An 18,489-nucleotide genomic window follows, 5' to 3' on the forward strand; every position below is an offset into this window, starting at 1 on the left:
GACATGGGAGCGGAAGAAGATCATTGCGTGGCGGCGCGACCAGCAATAAAAAACCCGCCGTAGCGGGTCAGAGCAGCCGGTTAATCGACTTTATCGGGATACTCACACAGGTCTTCAATCAGACAGGCACCACAGCGCGGCTTGCGCGCCACGCAGGTGTAACGACCATGCAGAATCAGCCAGTGATGACAGTCGACCTTGTACGCCGCCGGCACTACCTTCAGCAGTTTCTGCTCCACCTCTTCAACATTTTTACCCGGCGCAAAGCGGGTGCGATTGCTGACGCGAAAGATATGGGTATCGACCGCGATGGTTGGCCAGCCAAATGCGGTATTCAGCACCACGTTAGCGGTTTTACGGCCAACGCCGGGCAGGGCTTCCAGCGCGGCACGATCTTCCGGCACCTCGCCATTGTGCTGTTCCAGCAGGATGCGGCAGGTCTTAATCACATTCTCCGCTTTGCTGTTAAACAGCCCGATAGTTTTGATGTATTCCTTCACGCCCTCAACGCCCAGCGCCAGCATCGCCGCCGGGGTATTCGCCACCGGATAGAGCCGGGCGGTGGCTTTATTGACGCTGACGTCAGTCGCCTGGGCCGAGAGCAGTACCGCAATCAGCAGCTCAAACGGGGAGCTGAAGTTAAGCTCGGTGGTCGGATGCGGATTATTCTGCTGCAGCCGACGCAGGATCTCATTACGTTTCGTCTGGTTCACACCGCTTTCCCGGTTGCGCCCTGTGGCGTCGCAGTGGCTGCGGCTTCTGCCCGCTGTGCGGCGCGCTGCTTCATCTTCTGGTCGATCAGATATTTGCCTGCCAGCATCATGCCAAGGCCGATAAAGGCGCCAGGCGGCAGCATAGCCAGCAGCATCGGCGAGTCAAAATGGACCACCTCGATGCGTAACGACTTCGCCCACGGCCCCAGCAGCTGATCGGCACCGTTGAACAGCGTGCCGCTGCCGATGATTTCGCGCATCGAACCCAGCACGACCATGGCGCAGGTCGCGCCCATACCGATAGCGAATCCATCCAGCGCCGCCAGCGGGATACTGCTTTTTGAGGCCACCGCTTCGGCCCGGCCAACCACGATGCAGTTAGTGACAATCAGCGGGATGAAGATGCCCAGTGACTGATACAAACCGTAGGCGTAGGCGTTGATCAGCATCTGTACGCAGCTCACCACCGAGGCGATGATCATCACGTAAATCGGGATGCGGATCTCCGACGGCACCCAGCGGCGTGAGGCGGAGATAAAACTGTTGGTCAGGGTCAGCACCAGCGTGGTCGCCAGACCCAGTCCCAGCGCGTTGGTGGCGGTGGCGGTCACGGCCAGCAGCGGGCAGAGGCCCAGTAGCTGAACCAGCGCGGAGTTATTTTTCCACAGCCCGCCCACCAGCAGGCTTTTAGCTTCACTCATTTGCGTCTCCACATGCCGGTAACGAAGAGAATCTCTCCGGAAGGGTTTCAATTAACAGGGCGGTGCGTCTGGTGGCATTGACCACCGCGCGCGGCGTGATGGTGGCACCGGTAAACTGGTCGAACTCACCGCCATCCTTTTTCACCGCAAAGGCTTTATCGGTCGGCCCCTGAACCACTTTGCCATTAAAACTGTTGATCCAGTCGGAAATACGCAACTCAATTTTATCGCCCAGACCGGGCGTTTCATGGTGTTCAACCACCCGAACCCCCAGCACTTTACCGCTAAAATCAGCACCGACCAGCATCTGAATCGCACCTGAATAGCCGTCCGGCGCGGTCGTTTCCAGCGCAGCCGCCACCGGCTGACCCTGTTTCCGCGCCAGATAGAGGCGGTGAGGAGCACTATTGCCCAGCGCGGGATCGGTGACAACGTAACAATCCTGCTGAATATTGTTGTCGTAGAGCGTAGCCGGTACCACCTGATCCAGCAGGTTTTTTTGCTGCAGCTGGGTCTGATGCTCCACCGTGGGTTTGGTCACGGTATTCACCACGGCGGTGGCGGCAGTGGTAATCGCGGCAAAAATTGCCAGCGTCACGCCATTTTTACGAATCGTCTGCAGCATCGCTTAATCCTTGAGATGGCCGTAAACGCGCGGCTGAGTATAGTAATCGATCAGCGGCACGCAGATGTTAGCCAGCAACACCGCAAAGGCGACGCCATCCGGATAGCCGCCAAAACTTCTGATCAGCCAGACCAGCAGACCAATCAGCGCGCCGTAAAGCAGACGGCCGCGGTTCGTGGTGGAGGCGGTCACCGGATCGGTAGCGATGAAAAACGCCCCCAGCATGGTCGCGCCAGAGAACAGGTGAATCAGCGGGCTGTTCAGTGAATCAGGTGAGAACAGCCAGCCCAGCGTTGCGCACAACGCCAGCGACAGCAGCATAGCGGCAGGAATATGCCAGCGGATAGCCTTTTTCCACAGCAGAAACAGACCACCAGCCAGATAAGCCAGGTTGACCCACTGCCAGCCGAGACCCGCCAGTACGCCGCTGTAGATCGGCTGCGCCAGTAACTGATCGGCGCTGTGACCGGCGCGCAGACCGGTTTTAAAGGTATCCAGCGGCGTTGCCTGACTGACGCCATCCACACCCATCTGCAACTGCTGCATGGTTTCGCCTGCCAGCGTGTGGCCGCGGAATACCATGCTCAGGCTATCCAGCAGCGTCGGTTTGATCGCCTGAAGCGTGTCGGGCGGCAGCCAGCTGGTCATCTGTACCGGGAAGGAGATCAGCAGCACCACATATCCCACCATCGCCGGGTTAAACGGGTTCTGACCCAGCCCGCCATACAGCTGTTTGGCAATCACGATGGCAAAGACCGTACCGATCACCACCAGCCACCAGGGCGCCAGCGGTGGCAGGCTGATGCCGATCAGCACCGCGGTCAGTAGCGCGGAGTTATCCGCCAGGTTGCTGCCAATCGGGGTTTTACGCAGCCGTAAAATCGCGGCTTCGGTCAGCCAGGCGGTCAGCGTTGCCAGTAAAACCTGCAAAAAAGTGCCGTAGCCAAAGAAATAACACTGCGCGGCAAAGCCCGGCACCGCCGCCAGCACCACCAGCAACATGATATTGCCGGTACTGCGGCGGTTATGGGTATAAGGGGAACTTGCGATACGAAAAGCCATTTAATCCTCAAGCGTCGTAGACGACTGCGCTTTACGCGCTTTGGCACGGGCGATGGCGGCCGCTATGGCAGCTTTACGCGCATCATCGGGTTGATTCAGTTCAGGTGCCTGTTCCGGTTCCGCGTTGGCGTTGTTGGCCTGCTCCTGCGCCTGTTCGGCTTTTTCTACGGCGTGGTGGGCGGCAGTGGCTGCTACCGCAGCATCCCGCGACGCTTCTTCTGCGGCCGCCGCCTGCGCCTGCGCTTTCTTCGCTTTGGCGCGGGCGATGGCCGCCTGCACCGCGGCTTTGCGCGGGTCTTCGGCTTCCGCAGCAGGCTCAGCAGCCGTCTGCGGCTCAGCATCCGCCGCGTTTTCAGCCTGTGCGGCTTTCTTCGCTTTGGCGCGGGCGATAGCGGCCTGCACCGCGGCTTTGCGTGGGTCTTCGGCTTCAGCAGCAGGCTCAGCAGCCGTCTGCGGCTCAGCATCCGCCGCGCTTGCCGCCTGCGCTTTCTTCGCTTTGGCGCGGGCGATAGCGGCCTGCACCGCGGCTTTACGCGGGTCTTCGGCTTCAGCAGCAGCCGTCTGCGGCTCAGCATCCGCCGCGCTTGCCGCCTGTGCTTTCTTCGCTTTGGCGCGGGCGATAGCGGCCTGCACCGCGGCTTTACGCGGGTCTTCGGTTTCCGCAGCAGGCTCAGCGTCAGCTACCGTATACGGCTCAGCATCCGCCGTGCTTGCCGCCTGTGCGGCTTTCTTCGCTTTGGCGCGGGCAATGGCCGCCTGCACCGCGGCTTTACGCGGGTCGTCGGTTTCCGCAGCAGGCTCAGCGTCAGCTACCGTATACGGCTCAGCATCCGCCGTGCTTTCAGCCTGTGCGGCTTTCTTCGCTTTGGCGCGGGCGATAGCCGCCTGCACTGCGGCTTTGCGCGGATCGTCGGCTTCCGCGACAGGCTCAGCGCCAGCTACCGTCTGCGGCTCAGCATCCGCCGCGCTTGCCGCCTGCGCGGCTTTCTTCGCTTTGGCGCGGGCAATAGCCGCCTGCACCGCAGCTTTACGCGGGTCTTCGGCTTCTGCGGCAGGCTCGGCAGCAGCCGTCTGCGGCTCAGCATCCGCCGCGCTTGCCGCCTGTGCGGCTTTCTTCACTTTGGCGCGGGCAATGGCGGCTTCGACGGCGGCTTTACGCGGATCAACTTCCGCATCTTCACTGACTTCAGCCTCGGCTGGCGTCATTTTCTTCGCTTTGGCGCGGGCGATGGCCGCCTCAACCGCCGCTTTACGCGGATCGGTTGTCTGACGAGTCAGCGGCTGGGTTTCCGCCTGAGCCTCGGCCTGACGCAAACGTGCCTGTGCATGACGGGCTTCACGCTGCGCTTCGGCCGTGGCTTCATCCGGCTCGGCGCGACGGGCGGTTGCTCGTGCTTTCGCTGCGGCCAGTTCGCTGTTGTCACTGCGGGCAACGCGCTGTTTCGCTTCTTCGTGTCGCGCTTCACGCGCCTGCTTCTCACGTTCCAGTCGCGCCTGACGCGCTTCAAACCGCGCTTTGGCTTCGAGAGTCCGTTTCGCTTCCAGATCGATGGCGCGCAGCTCCGCTTTTTCCTGCCGGTAATATTGCACCAGCGGGATATTGCTCGGGCAGACATAGGCGCAGGCACCGCATTCAATGCAGTCATCAATATGATGGGCGCGCGCCTTGTCGTGATCGCCGCCCTGGCTGTACCAGTAGAGTTGCTGTGGCAGCAGCTTCGCCGGACAGGCATCGGCGCAGGCGGAACAGCGAATACAGGACTGCTCTTCGTCGTTATTGCCCATTTCGCTGCCGGAAGGCGCCAGAATACAGTTGGTGATCTTCACCACCGGCACATCCAGCGACGGCAGGGTAAAGCCCATCAGCGGACCGCCCATGATCACCATCTGGCGCGGACCAGGACGGAATCCAACCTGATGCAGCAGATGACTGATAGGCGTGCCGAGACGGCTCCAGACGTTGCGCGGCTGGGCGATCGCCTCGCCGGTCAGCGTCACCACGCGTTCGGTAATCGGTTCACCGTTGATAATGGCGCGCTTAACTGCCCAGGCGGTACCGACGTTCTGCATCAGCACGCCGATATCGGTCGAGCGTCCGCCGTGTGGCACCTCCATCCCGGTCAGGATGCGGGTCAGCTGTTTAGCACCGCCAGAGGGGTATTTGGTCGGGATCACCCGGATTTGCAGATCGCGCTCGCCGCCCAGTGCCTGCTTCAGCGCGGCAATGGCTTCAGGTTTATTATCTTCAATGCCAATCAGTACCCGCTCTGCCTGTAATACCCAGGCGAGAATCCGGCTGCCTTCCAGCACTTCAGCGGCGTAGTCCTGCATCAGGCGGTCATCCGCCGTGATGTAAGGTTCGCATTCCGCGGCGTTGATGATCAGCGTTTTAACACCGCGCAGGCCGCCTTTCAGCTTGGTGGCGGTGGGAAAACCGGCGCCGCCCAGGCCGGCAATACCGGCATCGTGAATGCGCTGCACGATGTCAGCACGCGAATGCTGCCGGTAATCGGGGAGCGGATCGAGTGGCATCCAGCGGTCTTCGCCATCGGGCGTCAGGAAAATGCACAGCTCTGACAGGCCCGATGGATGGGCGGTCATGTGCTGACCGATTCCCTCAATGGTGCCGGAGGTCGGCGCATGCACCGGTAACATCCGGCCGGTGCCAAACGTCAGCGGCTGACCGCGCAGCACCTTATCGCCAGGCGCGACGCAGATTTCACCTTCATGACCGATATGCTGTTTCAGCGGGATGATAAAACGGTGCGGCAACGGCAGTTCGCTCAGTGGCGTGCCGTTGGACTGGGTTTTCATTTCCGGCGGATGAATGCCGCCATCGAAATCCCAGATCTTATCTTTTTTGAAAAAATTCAACAAATTAAGCATGGTTTTCTACCGGGATCACCCGCACCGGGATGCTGTTCAGATCCCATTTCCAGTTGGCAGGCGTCGTCTCAACCGGCCGCATCTCGATGCAGTCAGTCGGGCAGGGTGCCACGCAGAGATCGCAGCCGGTGCAGACATCGCTCAGCACGGTATGCATCGCGCGGGTCGCCCCGACAATCGCATCGACCGGGCAGGCCTGAATACACTTGGTGCAGCCGATGCAGTTCGCTTCATCAATAAAGGCCACGGTGCGAACCGGCGCTTTGGCGGTTTCGTCGCCATCAATCGGCTGCGGCTCAACATTGAGCAGCTCCGCCAGCTTGAGCATGGTCTGCTCTCCGCCTGGCGCGCACTTGTTGATCGCTTCTCCGTTATTGCCTACCGCATCGGCATAGGGACGGCAGCCGGGATAGCCGCACTGTCCACACTGGCTCTGCGGCAGAATGGCATCAATTTGTTCAACGATGGGATCTTCTTCGACTTCGAAGCGACGTGAGGCGTAGCCCAACAGCGCGCCGAACACCAGACTAAGCGCACTTAATACAGCAATGGCAATCCAGATCCCGGTCATCAGAATTTCACCAGGCCGGTAAAGCCCATAAACGCCAGCGCCATCAGGCCAGCGGTAATCAGGGCAATAGAGTTACCTTTGAACGGTGCCGGGACATTGGCCAGCACCAGACGTTCGCGCATGCCAGCGAACAGCACCATCACCAGCGAAAAGCCGAGCGAGGCGCTAAAGCCGTAGAGCGCCGCCTGTAAAAAGGTGTGATTCAGGTTCACGCTCAGCAGCGGCACGCCGAGCACGGCACAGTTGGTGGTGATCAGCGGCAGGAAAATGCCCAGCAGGCGATAGAGTGACGGGCTGGTTTTACGGACCACCATCTCGGTGAACTGCACCACCACGGCGATCACCAGGATATAGGCCATGGTGCGCAGATAGACCAGATCCAGCGGCAGCAGGATCAGGTGGTTCACCAGCCAGGCGCAGATCGAGGCCAGGGTGATGACGAAGGTGGTGGCCAGGCCCATGCCGATCGCCGTTTCCAGTTTTTTGGAAACGCCCATAAACGGGCACAGGCCAAGGAACTTCACGAGCACGAAGTTATTAACCAGCACAGTACCAACAAAGAGAAGCAGATAATCGGTCATTTTTTCGCCTGGGAACCAGAAAGCGGCTTATTATCATAGATAGTGTGGCGTATCTCAACACCTACGCCGCGACCGGTCTGGCAGACCGCACTCAGAATTAAATTCCTGACATAACTCACGCGATTACGGCTCGATAAAGGTGTTTTTAACCCGTTGTGAGCGTTTGAAGTAGGGAACAAACACCGCTGCCGCCAGCAGTGACAGCAGGAGCGTCTGCAGGGCGCGGCTGTCAGAAACCGGGGTAAAGGCAAAGGTTTTCAGCGCTAACAGCACGGTAATCAGCAACCACAGCAGATAATGACGCGGCAAACGGCGTGAGCGTTTAAAGAACAGCCAGCTGATCCACAGGCTATAGGCCCAGACCGCGACGGTGGTGAGCAGAGAGATGGCCCAGTACGAGAAAAGGGTGCTGCCGTGAGAAAAGAGTGTGGCACGCCATTCCGGGTTAAACAGCGGTGTAAGGTACATCGCCATCACCAGCGCGGTGGTTAACAGGGTCATAATCAGCCAGGCCAGCGGCAGCAAAAGCCAGCCACCGATGCGCGGCGCAGCAACCTGTTCATTCATAGCGGGTATTCCTGTTTCGGGAGGTTGAAGCGCAGCAGAATAGCATGTCCAGATGGGGTGTGCCCGCCTGGACAACGTGACCGATAAAAAAGGCGATCGGGCAGCAGGAAATTAAACCACGTAACGCCACACCGTCTGAGGCACACAGCCCAGATCATATAACCGTCCGCCCGACGCCAGTTCGGCACGTCGATGATCGGCAGCGCGGTACATATTGATGATTTCCATGTCATCGGTGAGCGAGTAATTGAGGTGATCGAAGAGCTTTTCCAGACTGTCTGAGTTATTCACTTTGCGAAATTTAAGCAGGTAGTCGTACGCAGTCATCATTGCCATAACAGTAGAAGGAACGAAGGAGTGCTCAGTATAGGGGGCAACCTAAAGCTGTCCAGATCCTGCCGTGAAAAAAAGGCGAAAATCAGACAAAAGACCGGGATACGCCGCTAAAAGTCCATTTTTGCACGTTTTATTATTGAGCAACAGGCTTGCCTGTTGGGCTGAATCACCGGTCTGCAAACTTCTCCCCGTCAGTGATGACCTTTCAGCGTGCTATAGAGCGGGAAAGTCAGCCGAACCCACCAGAGAAACGTTTCGCCCGCCAGCAGGCCAGAAATCGCATTGTGCGGGTAATCACAAATCCCATTTTTTGTTCATCGGACGGGCAGATAACCCATTTAGTACGCCTGGCTGTAATCGCTTCCAGAGAGGCTGCGCATAAGCGATTCTGTTTATTACAATTATTTAACCTGCCCGGATTTTGCTTTCAGTTATTTTATCCATAATCGCCCATGAAAAAAACCGCATGCCTGCACGTAACTCCTTTAATTTGCTCAATTTTGTGAAGCATGTCGCCATTATGCACCCTTTTTTAGTCCAGGCTAAGCGAGCTCTCTACCCTAAACAGCAAATGCCCTTCAGAGGAATAAAAACTATGTGGAAACGTTTACTTCTGACCACGCTGGTCAGCGCCGCGTTGACTGGTCCGGTGCTGGCTGCGGATATGACGGTCGGCTTCTCGCAGGTGGGTTCGGAATCTGGCTGGCGTTCAGCGGAAACCAACGTGGCGAAAAGCGAGGCTAAAAAACGCGGTATCACGCTGAAAATCGCCGATGGTCAGCAAAAACAGGAGAACCAGATAAAAGCGGTGCGCTCATTTATTGCTCAGGGCGTGGATGCCATCTTTATTGCGCCGGTGGTGCAGACCGGCTGGGAACCGGTGCTGGAAGAAGCCAAAGACGCCAAAATCCCGGTCTATCTGCTGGACCGCGCCATCGTCGTTAAAGACAAATCGCTCTATCAGGCAGTGGTCACGGCGGACAACGTGCTGGAAGGTAAGCTGATTGGCGACTGGCTGGTGAAAACCGTCGGCGATAAGCAGTGTAACGTGGTGGAACTGCAGGGCACGGTCGGGGCCAGCGTAGCGATCGATCGTAAGAAAGGCTTTGCCGAAGCGATCAGCGGCCATCCGAATATCAAAGTGATCCGCTCTCAGTCGGGCGACTTTACCCGCAGTAAAGGTAAAGAGGTAATGGAGAGCTTCATCAAGGCGGAAAACAACGGCAAAAACATCTGCATGGTATACGCCCACAACGATGACATGGCGATCGGTGCCATTCAGGCAATTAAAGAAGCGGGCCTGAAACCGGGCAAAGATATTCTGACCGGCTCAATCGACGGTGTGCCGGATATCTATAAAGCGATGCTGGCGGGCGAAGCCAACGCCAACGTGGAGCTGACGCCAAACATGGCCGGCCCGGCATTTGACGCGCTGGAGAAATTTAAGAAAGAGGGCACGCTGCCGCCAAAAGTGATCAAAACCGAATCAAAACTGTTCCTGCCTGCTGACGCGCAGACCGAACTGGAACGCAAAAAAGGCATGGGTTACTAAGCCGCAGACCGCCCTGCGGGGCGGTTTTTCATGACGTGAGGCGGAGTTAGCAGAATGACCACACCCAATGAAACATCGCTGTTAACCATTAGCGGCATCAGCAAAGGATTTCCCGGCGTGAAGGCGCTGAGCAACGTTTCGTTTGATATACGCAAAGGCGAGATTATGGCGCTGCTGGGCGAAAATGGCGCGGGCAAATCGACCCTGATTAAAGTGCTGACCGGCGTCTACAGCCGCGATGCCGGCACCATTACCCTTAACGGAAAACCGATTTCCCCACACAACACGGCCGAAGCGCAGGAGATGGGCATCGGCACGGTTTATCAGGAAGTGAACATGCTGCCGAATATGTCGGTGGCGGATAACCTCTATATTGGCCGTGAGCCGCGTCGCTTCGGTATGCTCGATCGGCGGCGTATGGTGCGCGATGCCGATGCGCTGATGCGCAATTACGGTTTTTCCCTCGACGTGACGCGTCCGCTGGGACACTACTCGGTGGCGATGCAGCAGATTATCGCCATCTGCCGGGCGGTCGATCTCTCCGCCCAGGTGTTGATCCTCGATGAGCCGACCGCCAGCCTCGATGCCAGTGAAGTAGAGATGCTGTTTACCCTGATGACGCAGTTAAAAGCCAAAGGGATGAGCCTGATTTTCGTGACCCACTTTCTCGACCAGGTGTACCGCATTACCGATCGCATTACGGTATTACGCAACGGGCAGTTTATCGCGACCCGCGATACCGCTTCGCTGCCGCAAATTGAACTGATCAAACTGATGCTGGGCCGCGAACTGCTGGAGACCGCGCTGCAGCGACAGGGCAGTACCCTGCGCAGTAATCAGCCGGTGGTGTCGTTTGAAGATTATGGCAAAAAGGGCACCATCGAGCCGTTCAACCTGGAAGTCCGGCCCGGTGAAGTGGTAGGTCTGGCGGGGCTGCTCGGCTCCGGGCGTACCGAAACGGCGGAAGTGCTGTTTGGTATTCGTCGCGCCGATCGCGGCACGGCAAAAATCAAAGGCAAAGTGCAGCGCATTACCAATCCGGCCAGAGCATCGCAGCTGGGCATGGGGTTCTGTCCGGAAGATCGTAAAACCGACGGGATCATTGGCGCGGCATCGGTGCGCGAAAATATCATTCTGGCGTTGCAGGCGCAGCGCGGCTGGTTGCGGCCGATTAAAAAGCGCGAGCAGCAGGCGATCGCCGAACGCTTTATCAAGAGCCTGGGTATCCGTACGCCGCACGCCGATCAACCGGTGGAGTTGCTGTCGGGCGGTAATCAGCAGAAGGTTCTGCTGTCGCGCTGGCTGGTGACTAAACCGCAATTTCTGATCCTCGACGAACCGACGCGCGGCATTGATGTGGGCGCACACGCCGAGATTATCCGTTTAATCGAATCCCTGTGCGCTGATGGACTGGCGCTGCTGGTGATCTCCTCTGAGCTGGAAGAGCTGGTGGGTTATGCCGATCGGGTGCTGATTATGCGCGACCTGAAGCAGGTGGCAGAAATTCCGCTGGAACAACTTTCGGTCGCGTCGATCGTTAACGCTATCGCTGACGGAGGGGCACAACATGCTTGAGACCCCTATGACACCTGAAAAACCGCAACGCCGTAAGCTGAAACTGCCGCCGGGGATGCCGCAAATCGCCGCGCTGCTGCTGGTGCTGCTGATCGATAGCCTGGTGGCGAACAACTTTTTTGCTGTTCATCTGCAGGATGGTCGTCTGTTCGGCAGCCCGATTGATATCCTCAACCGCGCTGCGCCCGTGGCGCTGCTGGCGATTGGCATGACGCTGGTGATCGCCACCGGCGGTATCGACCTTTCGGTGGGCGCGGTGATGGCGATTGCCGGCGCGACGGCGGCAACCTTAACCGTGGCCGGACACAGCCTGCCGTTTATTATTCTCGCCACGCTGGGAACCGGTCTGGCGTGCGGCATCTGGAACGGGGTGCTGGTCGCGCTGCTGCGAATTCAGCCGTTTGTTGCCACGCTGATTCTGATGGTGGCGGGGCGCGGTATCGCCCAGCTGATTACCCAGGGACAGATTGTGACGTTCGACAGCGATGCGCTCGGCTGGTTTGGTAACGGTTCGTTGTGGATGCTGCCGGTGCCGGTCTGGATCACTCTGGTGGTGGCGCTGGCGGTCTGGCTGCTGACGCGAAAAACCGCGCTCGGTCTGTTTATTGAAGCGGTGGGCATTAACCTGCGCGCTGCGCGCAATGCGGGCGTTACCGGCTGGCTGGTGGTGATGTCCACCTACGCCATCAGCGGTGTCTGTGCGGCGGTAGCGGGGCTGATTGTGGCCGCGGATATTCGCGGTGCGGATGCCAATAACGCTGGCTTGTGGCTGGAGCTGGACGCGATTCTGGCGGTGGTGATTGGGGGCGCGTCGCTGATGGGTGGACGCTTCAATCTGGTGCTGTCACTGATTGGCGCGCTGATTATTCAGTCCATGAACACCGGCATTCTGCTCTCCGGCTTCCCGCCTGAGCTGAATCAGGTAGTGAAAGCGGTGGTGGTGATGTGCGTACTGTTACTGCAGTCACCGCGCTTTATTGCGATGTTGAAACGGAGACGCCCGACATGATCAAACGCCATCTGCCGTTGATGATCACCTTGCTGGTGTTCGTGGCGGGTTATCTGTTCTGCCTGAGCCAGTTTCCGGGCTTTGCCTCAACCCGGGTGATCTGCAATATTCTGACCGACAATGCCTTTCTCGGTATTATCGCGGTCGGCATGACTTTTGTGATTTTATCCGGCGGTATCGACCTGTCGGTCGGCGCGGTTATCGCCTTTACCGGCGTGTTTCTGGCGCGGGCAATCGGCGATTTCCACCTCGATCCGCTGCTGGCCTTCGCGGTGATTCTGTCGCTGGGGGCGCTGTTTGGCGCGATGATGGGCTGGCTGATCGATGCGCTGAAGATCCCGGCGTTTATTATCACCCTGGCGGGCATGTTTTTTCTGCGCGGCTGCAGCTATCTGGTGTCGGAAAATTCGATTCCGATCGATCATCCGTTCTACACCACGCTCTCCAGCCTGGCGTGGAAAGTGCCGGGCGGCGGACGCCTTAGTCTGCTGGCGGTGATTATGCTGGTGGTGGTGCTAGGCGGCATCATTCTGGCGCACCGCACCCGCTTCGGGAATCAGGTCTACGCCATCGGCGGGAATCTGACCTCGGCGCAGCTGATGGGGGTTTCGACCCGCGCCACCACCATCAAAATCTATATGCTCTCTACCACCTTAGCCACGCTGGCCGGTATTGTCTTTTCGATCTATACCTCGGCTGGCTATGCACTGGCGGGACTCGGTGTGGAGCTGGATGCGATTGCCTCGGTGGTGATTGGCGGCACGCTGCTGTCGGGCGGCGTCGGCACGGTGCTGGGGACGCTGTTTGGCGTATTGATTCAGGGGCTGATCCAGACCTGGATTAACTTCGACGGTACGCTCAGCTCGTGGTGGACCAAAATCGCCATTGGTATCCTGCTGTTTGCCTTTATCGCGTTGCAGCGCCTGCTGACGGTGATCTGGGATCGCCAGCAGAATGCACCGGTAAAACGATTGAGTTCCTGAGTTTCCAGCTAAAAGGCGGCTCGCAGGAGCCGCCCATTACTGCGCCAGATGCAGCCTCATCACCGTGACCTCTTCACCCGCTATTTGCCGCTGTTCCACCGCCTGCCATCCTGAACGCTGATAGTACGCCTGTTGATCGGGAGTATAGAGCCAGAGCTCGCTAATCTGCTGCTGTTTTGCTCGCGCGATTGCCTGCTGGATCAACGCTTTTGCCACGCCCTGGCCCCGGAATTTCTTATCCGTTACCACTTCACCGATCCAGTATTCCCTTGCCGCGATGTCATCCAGTTCATAACGAATGAGGCTACAGGTAGCGGCAACCGTTTCGCCATCCGGCGTGGCGATGAGGGTAAATCCTGCAGCAGGCGCCTGATTCCGCTGTTTTATGCGCTCAAGGATGGTGGGCTGATGCGACCATGCAGGCAGTGCTGACCATTCCGTGTGCAGTAACTGTGCGGTTTGTCCGGCGTAGCCGGGATGTTGGTTCAGTTCGGCAATTTGCATGGCTCTGGCTACCTTTGTTTTTTCAGGCTACAAGCAATACAGGCTGATGGGGAAAAGCACAAGATCAGGAAGAGGAGACATTGCAGTAAAGGATGTTTGTACTGCCTGGGGTCAGATGCTCTTTTTATGAACGGATAAAACAATTGCTGTTGGTTGCTGGTGCTAGGTCAGGAAAGGGATGCCCGATCGCAAAGGATTCCCGCATCCATGCGGATCGGCCGAGCCTTCCCTGGCGCGGACGCTTTGCTCTTCAGACATGCCTTTCCTTCCCGGTTGGGCTGATGCATCGCTTTGAGAAGCAGAAGAGTGGACTTTTTATTGATGTGTTGAATAAAACAATTGCTGTTGGTTGCTGGTGCAGGGTCAGGAAAGGGATGCCCGATCGCAAAGGTTTCCCGCATCCCTGCGGATCGGCCGCGCCTTCCCTGGCGCGGACGCTTTGCTCTTCAGGCATACCTTTCCTTCCTGGTTGGGCTGATGCATCGCTTTGAGAAGCAGAAGAGTGGACTTTTTATTGATGTGTTGAATAAAACAATTGCTGTTGGTTGCTGGTGCAAGGTCAGGAAAGGGATGCCCGATCGCAAAGGATTCCCGCATCCATGCGGATCGGCCGCGCCTTCCCTGGCGCGGACGCTTTGCTCTTCAGGCATGCCTTTCCTTCCCGGTTGGGCTTGATGCATCGCTTTGAGAAGCAGAAGAGTGGACTTTTTATTGATGTGTTGAATAAAACAATCGCTGTTGGTTGTTGGTTGTTGGTTGCTGGAGCAAGGTCAGGAAAGGGATGCCCAATCGCAAAGGATTCCCGCATCCCTGCGGATCGGCCGCGCCTTCCCTGGCGCGGACGCTTTGCTCTTCAGGCATGCCTTTCCTGCCCGGTTGGGCTTGATCATGGCTTTTAAAAATATGCGCTGAACTAGCAAAAAGGAGGAGGTGACGGGCAGTGGAGTAAAGCGTCCGCCGCATGGACAAAAACGCCGGGAGCGTTTTTGAACAACGCGAAGCGTGGGCCCGCTTGCGGGCGAGCCTGACGGATGAGGCGAGTAGCCCGGCGGCCGGGGCTACCGGGATCTATTTATGGCGACTTTACGGAACGCCTGTTATTCCCGACTGAATAGCACCGTTTATATAAAAAAACCGATGCCGCAAAAGCCTGCATCGGTGGTTTCATTTAATCTGGCGCGTTGCTAATTAAAAAATGAACAGCGCCTTTTGGTTATTAACGTTTCAGCCGGTAATACGCTTCGTTCCAGCGCAGCGCATCTTTAAACGCAGGTAACCGGGTGTGCTCATCAATCACCAGCACTTCGATGTCGTTCATTTCACCGTACAGATACATATCATCCAGCGTCAGCGCCTGGCTGAACACCGTATGGTGCGCGCCGCCGCCCAGAATCCACGCTTCGGACGCGGTCGCCAGTGATGGCTGGGCTTTCCACAGTGCGCGCGCCACCGGCAGCTTCGGCAGCGGCTTAGGCTGTTCTATCGCATCCACCACGTTAACCAGCAGACGGAAACGATCGCCCATATCGATGACGCTGGCGTTAATTGCGCGACCCGCCGGTGTAGAGAAGATCATGCGGGCCGGATCGGCTTTATCGCCAATGCCGAGGAACTGCACATCGATCAGCGGCTTCTCTTCAATGGCGATCGAGGGGCAGACTTCCAGCATGTGAGAGCCAAGCACCAGATCGTTACCCGGAGAGAAGTGATAGGTGTAATCCTCCATAAATGAGGTGCCACCTTTGCGGTCGCCAGCCAGCACTTTGAAGATGCGCAGCAGCGCAGCGGTTTTCCAGTCGCCTTCACCGGCAAAGCCGTAGCCCTGGCCCATCAGACGCTGAACCGCCAGACCTGGCAACTGCGTCATGCCGTGCAGCGTCTGGAAGTTGGTAGTGAAAGCGTGGCAGCCTTCCGCTTCCAGGAAACGCTTCAGGCCGAGCTCGATGCGTGCGGCATCCAGCACGTTCTGCCGTTTTTCGCCACCAGAAGCCGCCACGTCGGTAAAGCGATAGAGGCTTTCATACTCGTCGATCAGCGCATTGACGTCGCCGTCACTCACCTGATTGATCACCTCAACCAGGTCGCCAACGCCCCAGCCATTGACTGAGTAGCCGAACTGAATCTGCGCTGCGACTTTATCGCCTTCGGTGACCGCCACTTCGCGCATGTTGTCGCCGAAGCGTGCCACTTTCAGCTGCTGGCTGGCCTGTTTCGCCAGCGCTGCGTGCATCCAGTGACCCAGACGCTGCTGGCTGGCGCCATCCTGCCAGTGACCGGTGACCACGCTGTGTTGCAGCCCCATGCGCGCGCCGATAAAGCCAAACTCACGGCCGCCGTGTGCGGTCTGGTTCAGGTTCATAAAGTCCATGTCCATGCTGTCCCACGGGATTTCAGCATTGAACTGGGTATGGAATTGCAGCAGCGGTTTATTCAGCACGCTTAGGCCGCCAATCCACATTTTGGCCGGTGAAAAAGTATGCAGCCAGGTAATGATGCCGACGCACTGGTTATCGTGATTGGCGTCGCGGCACAGGGTCAGCGCTTCGTCCGGTGATTTCACCAGCGGTTTCAGCTCCAGACGCAGTGGCAGACCGGCCTGATTTAATCCCTCGACCACCTGACGCGCATGTTGTTCGACCTGGCGTAATGTCTCCGCCCCGTAGAGGTGCTGCGTGCCAATCACAAACCATACGCTGTAGCTGTTTAACTGTTCCATAAGATCGCTCCTTTACTTTGAGCCTACCCCAATAGGCTATTTTATTTGTCAGTCTGAACCTGGGCAGTGCTCACAATCCTCACGTACTCGGTGTACGCCTGATTGTTCCGCGCTGTCCGTGTCCAGACTGCCTGCAACAATTACGCCTACTGGGATAGGCTCTTAGCGGAAGCGGGGCGGGCGGCGTATTGCGGTTCAGCCGTCACGCACCATTGTTGATAGCGTTGATAGAGTTGTTGATAGCGCGCCACGCGTGCCGGATCGGGCTGCAGCGTGACGGCGATCGGACTGGCCATCACCTGCTGGGCCTCCGGCACGCTGGGGTAGACGCCCGCCGCGACGGCGGCAAAAATCGCCGCGCCCAGCGCACAGCATTCGTCAGAGGCGACGATATCCAGCGGACGGTTCATCACGTCACAACAGGCCTGCATAATGGCGGGCGATTTACGCGCGATGCCGCCGAGAGTCAGGATATTTTCCACCGGGATCTGCTGCTGCTCAAAGCATTCCATAATGGCGCGCGCGCCAAAGGCGGTGGCGGCAACCAGGCCGCCAAACAGCGCGGGCGCATCGGTGCCGAGATTCAGGTCGGTAATCACGCCTTTCAGGCGCTGGTTGGCGTTCGGCGTGCGGCGACCGTTAAACCAGTCGAGCACCACCGGCAGATGATCGAGCTGCGGATTGGCCGCCCAGGCCTCGGTTAGATCTTTGATCAGCGTCTTCTGCATCTCTGCCAGCTGCGGTTTCAGCGCCGGATGACGTTCCGCCGCCAGCTGCAGCGGCCAGCCCAGCAGGCGGCTGAACCAGGCATAGATATCACCAAAGGCTGACTGTCCCGCTTCCAGCCCGATAGCGCCTGGCATTACGCTGCCATCGACCTGACCACAGATGCCTTTGATGTCGCGATCGCCGACCTTTTCAGTATCCGCAATCAGGATGTCGCAGGTAGAGGTGCCAATCACTTTCACCAGGGTATAAGGCTTCGCGCCGCCGCCGACTGCGCCCATATGGCAGTCAAACGCGCCGCCGGAGAGGGTCACCGTCTGCGGCAGACCGAGCCGCTGCGCCCATTCCGGGCTCAGAGTGCCGACCGGCAGGTCAGCGGTCCAGGTGTCGCTGAACAGCGGAGAGTCGAGCTGTTGCGTCAGCATCGGGTCGAGGGCGTTAAGGAAATCGGCCTCGGGCAGGCCGTTCCAGTCACCGTGCCACAGCGCTTTATGTCCGGCGGCGCAGCGTCCACGACGCAGACGATCGGGTGCGGTGGTGCCGCTCAGCAGCGCCGGGACCCAGTCACACAGCTCCACCCAGGAGACCGCCGCGTCACGTACCGCCGCATCTTCGCGTGAAACGTGCAGAATCTTGGCCCAGAACCATTCAGAGGAGTAAATGCCGCCAATATAGCGGCTGTAATCCTGAAAACGGCCGCTGTGACAGAGCTGGTTAATCTCTTCCGCCTCTTCAATGGCGGTGTGATCTTTCCACAACACAAACATGGCGTTGGGGTTGTCAGCAAACTCGGGGCGCAGCGCCAGCACGTTGCCGTCGCGATCGATCGGCGCCGGGGTCGAGCCAGTGGTATCGACGCCAATCCCGACCACGGCGGCGCGCTGCGTCTCGCTAAGTGCATTCAGAACGCCGAGCATCGCCTGTTCCATCGCATCGATATAATCCTGAGGATGGTGACGAAAACGGTTGGTGTGTGGATCGCTGTACAAGCCCTGTTGCCAGCGCGGGTAACTGACCACCGCACTCTGCAGCTCTTTGCCGCTATGACAATCGACGGCCAGCGCACGCACCGAATCACTACCAAAGTCCAGCCCAAGGGTGATGGCTCCAGCACGCATCGGAATCTCCTGTAGTTAATGAACCCTTACATCCTGTGTCCGACGCGCCAGAACGGTTAGTCATGGCTGGCTGACAATATGCACTTTTCTGTCATCGACAGTGATTTTGTGATCCATTGCAAAAGTTAACGTCCGGTTAAATTTGCTGAATATATGGACCATTCTGCCGTGATTTTAAGATGTGATACCGCTCTACATTTTTCTTCGCTAATCCCGTTAAAACTAGCGCAGCGTCTGAACAGGCTTTCAGCAGTTAGCGTCCTA

General features: G+C 58.1%; 17 protein-coding genes. 4 read left to right on the forward strand and 13 right to left on the reverse strand.

The genetic code is table 11. The annotated features are described in order from the left end of the window. Nucleotides 1-80: 80 nt before the first annotated feature. The 9 genes from nth to ydgT form a co-directional block, all read right to left on the reverse strand. Nucleotides 81-713: an endonuclease III gene (gene nth / locus WFK59_RS04800; protein WP_233984410.1), complete on the reverse strand. Its 633-nt coding sequence runs from the start codon at nt 711-713 to the stop codon at nt 81-83. Next, entirely contained in the window at nt 710-1,414 is a 705-nt protein-coding gene (locus tag WFK59_RS04805) for an electron transport complex subunit E (protein ID WP_233984409.1), read from the reverse strand. Before WFK59_RS04805 ends, nth begins: the two co-directional genes overlap by 4 nt. Then, on the reverse strand, nt 1,407-2,039 hold the full coding sequence (gene rsxG, locus WFK59_RS04810) for an electron transport complex subunit RsxG (protein WP_233984408.1): 633 nt from the start codon (nt 2,037-2,039) through the stop codon (nt 1,407-1,409). The genes WFK59_RS04805 and rsxG overlap by 8 nt, the downstream gene beginning before the upstream one ends. Before the next feature lie 3 nt (nt 2,040-2,042). Next, nucleotides 2,043-3,101 (reverse strand): electron transport complex subunit RsxD, encoded by a 1,059-nt coding sequence (gene rsxD, locus WFK59_RS04815; RefSeq protein ID WP_336755157.1) that lies wholly within the window; start codon nt 3,099-3,101, stop codon nt 2,043-2,045. Continuing rightward, on the reverse strand, nt 3,102-5,987 hold the full coding sequence (gene rsxC / locus WFK59_RS04820; RefSeq protein WP_336755158.1) for an electron transport complex subunit RsxC: 2,886 nt from the start codon (nt 5,985-5,987) through the stop codon (nt 3,102-3,104). Beyond that, on the reverse strand, nt 5,980-6,558 hold the full coding sequence (rsxB, locus tag WFK59_RS04825; RefSeq protein ID WP_233984405.1) for an electron transport complex subunit RsxB: 579 nt from the start codon (nt 6,556-6,558) through the stop codon (nt 5,980-5,982). The genes rsxC and rsxB overlap by 8 nt, the downstream gene beginning before the upstream one ends. Continuing rightward, complete coding sequence (gene rsxA / locus WFK59_RS04830) at nt 6,558-7,139, reverse strand: electron transport complex subunit RsxA (RefSeq protein ID WP_031377346.1); 582 nt, start codon at nt 7,137-7,139, stop codon at nt 6,558-6,560. The genes rsxB and rsxA overlap by 1 nt, the downstream gene beginning before the upstream one ends. Before the next feature lie 123 nt (nt 7,140-7,262). Beyond that, on the reverse strand, nt 7,263-7,706 hold the full coding sequence (locus WFK59_RS04835; RefSeq protein WP_233984404.1) for a DUF2569 domain-containing protein: 444 nt from the start codon (nt 7,704-7,706) through the stop codon (nt 7,263-7,265). 111 nt (nt 7,707-7,817) lie between these two features. Continuing rightward, entirely contained in the window at nt 7,818-8,033 is a 216-nt protein-coding gene (gene ydgT, locus WFK59_RS04840) for a transcription modulator YdgT (RefSeq protein ID WP_233988181.1), read from the reverse strand. A gap of 604 nt (nt 8,034-8,637) precedes the next feature. On the opposite strand from ydgT, the gene ytfQ reads away from it, so the two are divergent. From ytfQ to yjfF, 4 genes are read left to right on the forward strand one after another with little or no spacing between them, the layout of a single operon-like run. Then, nucleotides 8,638-9,594: a galactofuranose ABC transporter, galactofuranose-binding protein YtfQ gene (gene ytfQ / locus WFK59_RS04845; RefSeq protein ID WP_336755159.1), complete on the forward strand. Its 957-nt coding sequence runs from the start codon at nt 8,638-8,640 to the stop codon at nt 9,592-9,594. Between the two features lie 54 nt (nt 9,595-9,648). Then, nucleotides 9,649-11,169 (forward strand): sugar ABC transporter ATP-binding protein, encoded by a 1,521-nt coding sequence (locus WFK59_RS04850; RefSeq protein ID WP_233984402.1) that lies wholly within the window; start codon nt 9,649-9,651, stop codon nt 11,167-11,169. Then, nucleotides 11,162-12,178: a galactofuranose ABC transporter, ATP-binding protein YtfT gene (gene ytfT / locus WFK59_RS04855; RefSeq protein ID WP_233984401.1), complete on the forward strand. Its 1,017-nt coding sequence runs from the start codon at nt 11,162-11,164 to the stop codon at nt 12,176-12,178. The genes WFK59_RS04850 and ytfT overlap by 8 nt, the downstream gene beginning before the upstream one ends. Further along, the gene (gene yjfF / locus WFK59_RS04860; protein ID WP_233988180.1) at nt 12,175-13,161 is read left to right on the forward strand and encodes a galactofuranose ABC transporter, permease protein YjfF; all 987 of its coding nucleotides are present in this window, start codon (nt 12,175-12,177) and stop codon (nt 13,159-13,161) included. The genes ytfT and yjfF overlap by 4 nt, the downstream gene beginning before the upstream one ends. A 36-nt stretch (nt 13,162-13,197) precedes the next feature. On the opposite strand, the gene WFK59_RS04865 is transcribed toward yjfF, so the two are convergent. The 4 genes from WFK59_RS04865 to WFK59_RS04880 all read right to left on the reverse strand — a co-directional run bounded on the left by WFK59_RS04865 (nt 13,198) and on the right by WFK59_RS04880 (nt 18,225). Continuing rightward, a complete protein-coding gene (locus WFK59_RS04865; RefSeq protein WP_336755160.1) occupies nt 13,198-13,665 on the reverse strand; it encodes a GNAT family N-acetyltransferase in 468 nt (155 codons plus the stop codon). A 708-nt stretch (nt 13,666-14,373) separates the two neighbouring features. Continuing rightward, nucleotides 14,374-14,526 (reverse strand): hypothetical protein, encoded by a 153-nt coding sequence (locus tag WFK59_RS04870; protein WP_336755161.1) that lies wholly within the window; start codon nt 14,524-14,526, stop codon nt 14,374-14,376. Nucleotides 14,527-14,881: 355 nt separating this feature from the next. Next, nucleotides 14,882-16,381 carry an L-arabinose isomerase gene (gene araA / locus WFK59_RS04875; RefSeq protein ID WP_233984397.1) on the reverse strand — a complete coding sequence of 500 codons (1,500 nt, stop codon included), beginning with the start codon at nt 16,379-16,381 and terminating at the stop codon, nt 14,882-14,884. 146 nt (nt 16,382-16,527) lie between these two features. Next, a complete protein-coding gene (locus tag WFK59_RS04880) occupies nt 16,528-18,225 on the reverse strand; it encodes a ribulokinase (protein ID WP_233984396.1) in 1,698 nt (565 codons plus the stop codon). Nucleotides 18,226-18,489 lie beyond the last annotated feature (264 nt).

Source organism: Pantoea sp. USHLN298 (assembly GCF_037149395.1).
In the GTDB taxonomy this organism is placed as follows: domain Bacteria; phylum Pseudomonadota; class Gammaproteobacteria; order Enterobacterales; family Enterobacteriaceae; genus Pantoea; species Pantoea astica.

What these genes read in the sequence shown, in the direction of transcription:
- WFK59_RS04865 (WP_336755160.1), bottom strand. Translation starts at nt 13,665, where the DNA reads ATGCAAATTGCCGAACTGAACCAACATCCCGGCTACGCCGGACAAACC.
- ytfQ (WP_336755159.1), top strand. Translation starts at nt 8,638, where the DNA reads ATGTGGAAACGTTTACTTCTGACCACGCTGGTCAGCGCCGCGTTGACT.
- WFK59_RS04835 (WP_233984404.1), bottom strand. Translation starts at nt 7,706, where the DNA reads ATGAATGAACAGGTTGCTGCGCCGCGCATCGGTGGCTGGCTTTTGCTG.
- rsxA (WP_031377346.1), bottom strand. Translation starts at nt 7,139, where the DNA reads ATGACCGATTATCTGCTTCTCTTTGTTGGTACTGTGCTGGTTAATAAC.
- rsxD (WP_336755157.1), bottom strand. Translation starts at nt 3,101, where the DNA reads ATGGCTTTTCGTATCGCAAGTTCCCCTTATACCCATAACCGCCGCAGT.
- WFK59_RS04850 (WP_233984402.1), top strand. Translation starts at nt 9,649, where the DNA reads ATGACCACACCCAATGAAACATCGCTGTTAACCATTAGCGGCATCAGC.
- rsxG (WP_233984408.1), bottom strand. Translation starts at nt 2,039, where the DNA reads ATGCTGCAGACGATTCGTAAAAATGGCGTGACGCTGGCAATTTTTGCC.
- WFK59_RS04805 (WP_233984409.1), bottom strand. Translation starts at nt 1,414, where the DNA reads ATGAGTGAAGCTAAAAGCCTGCTGGTGGGCGGGCTGTGGAAAAATAAC.
- rsxB (WP_233984405.1), bottom strand. Translation starts at nt 6,558, where the DNA reads ATGACCGGGATCTGGATTGCCATTGCTGTATTAAGTGCGCTTAGTCTG.
- WFK59_RS04870 (WP_336755161.1), bottom strand. Translation starts at nt 14,526, where the DNA reads ATGCCTGAAGAGCAAAGCGTCCGCGCCAGGGAAGGCGCGGCCGATCCG.
- ytfT (WP_233984401.1), top strand. Translation starts at nt 11,162, where the DNA reads ATGCTTGAGACCCCTATGACACCTGAAAAACCGCAACGCCGTAAGCTG.
- ydgT (WP_233988181.1), bottom strand. Translation starts at nt 8,033, where the DNA reads ATGACTGCGTACGACTACCTGCTTAAATTTCGCAAAGTGAATAACTCA.
- rsxC (WP_336755158.1), bottom strand. Translation starts at nt 5,987, where the DNA reads ATGCTTAATTTGTTGAATTTTTTCAAAAAAGATAAGATCTGGGATTTC.
- araA (WP_233984397.1), bottom strand. Translation starts at nt 16,381, where the DNA reads ATGGAACAGTTAAACAGCTACAGCGTATGGTTTGTGATTGGCACGCAG.
- yjfF (WP_233988180.1), top strand. Translation starts at nt 12,175, where the DNA reads ATGATCAAACGCCATCTGCCGTTGATGATCACCTTGCTGGTGTTCGTG.
- WFK59_RS04880 (WP_233984396.1), bottom strand. Translation starts at nt 18,225, where the DNA reads ATGCGTGCTGGAGCCATCACCCTTGGGCTGGACTTTGGTAGTGATTCG.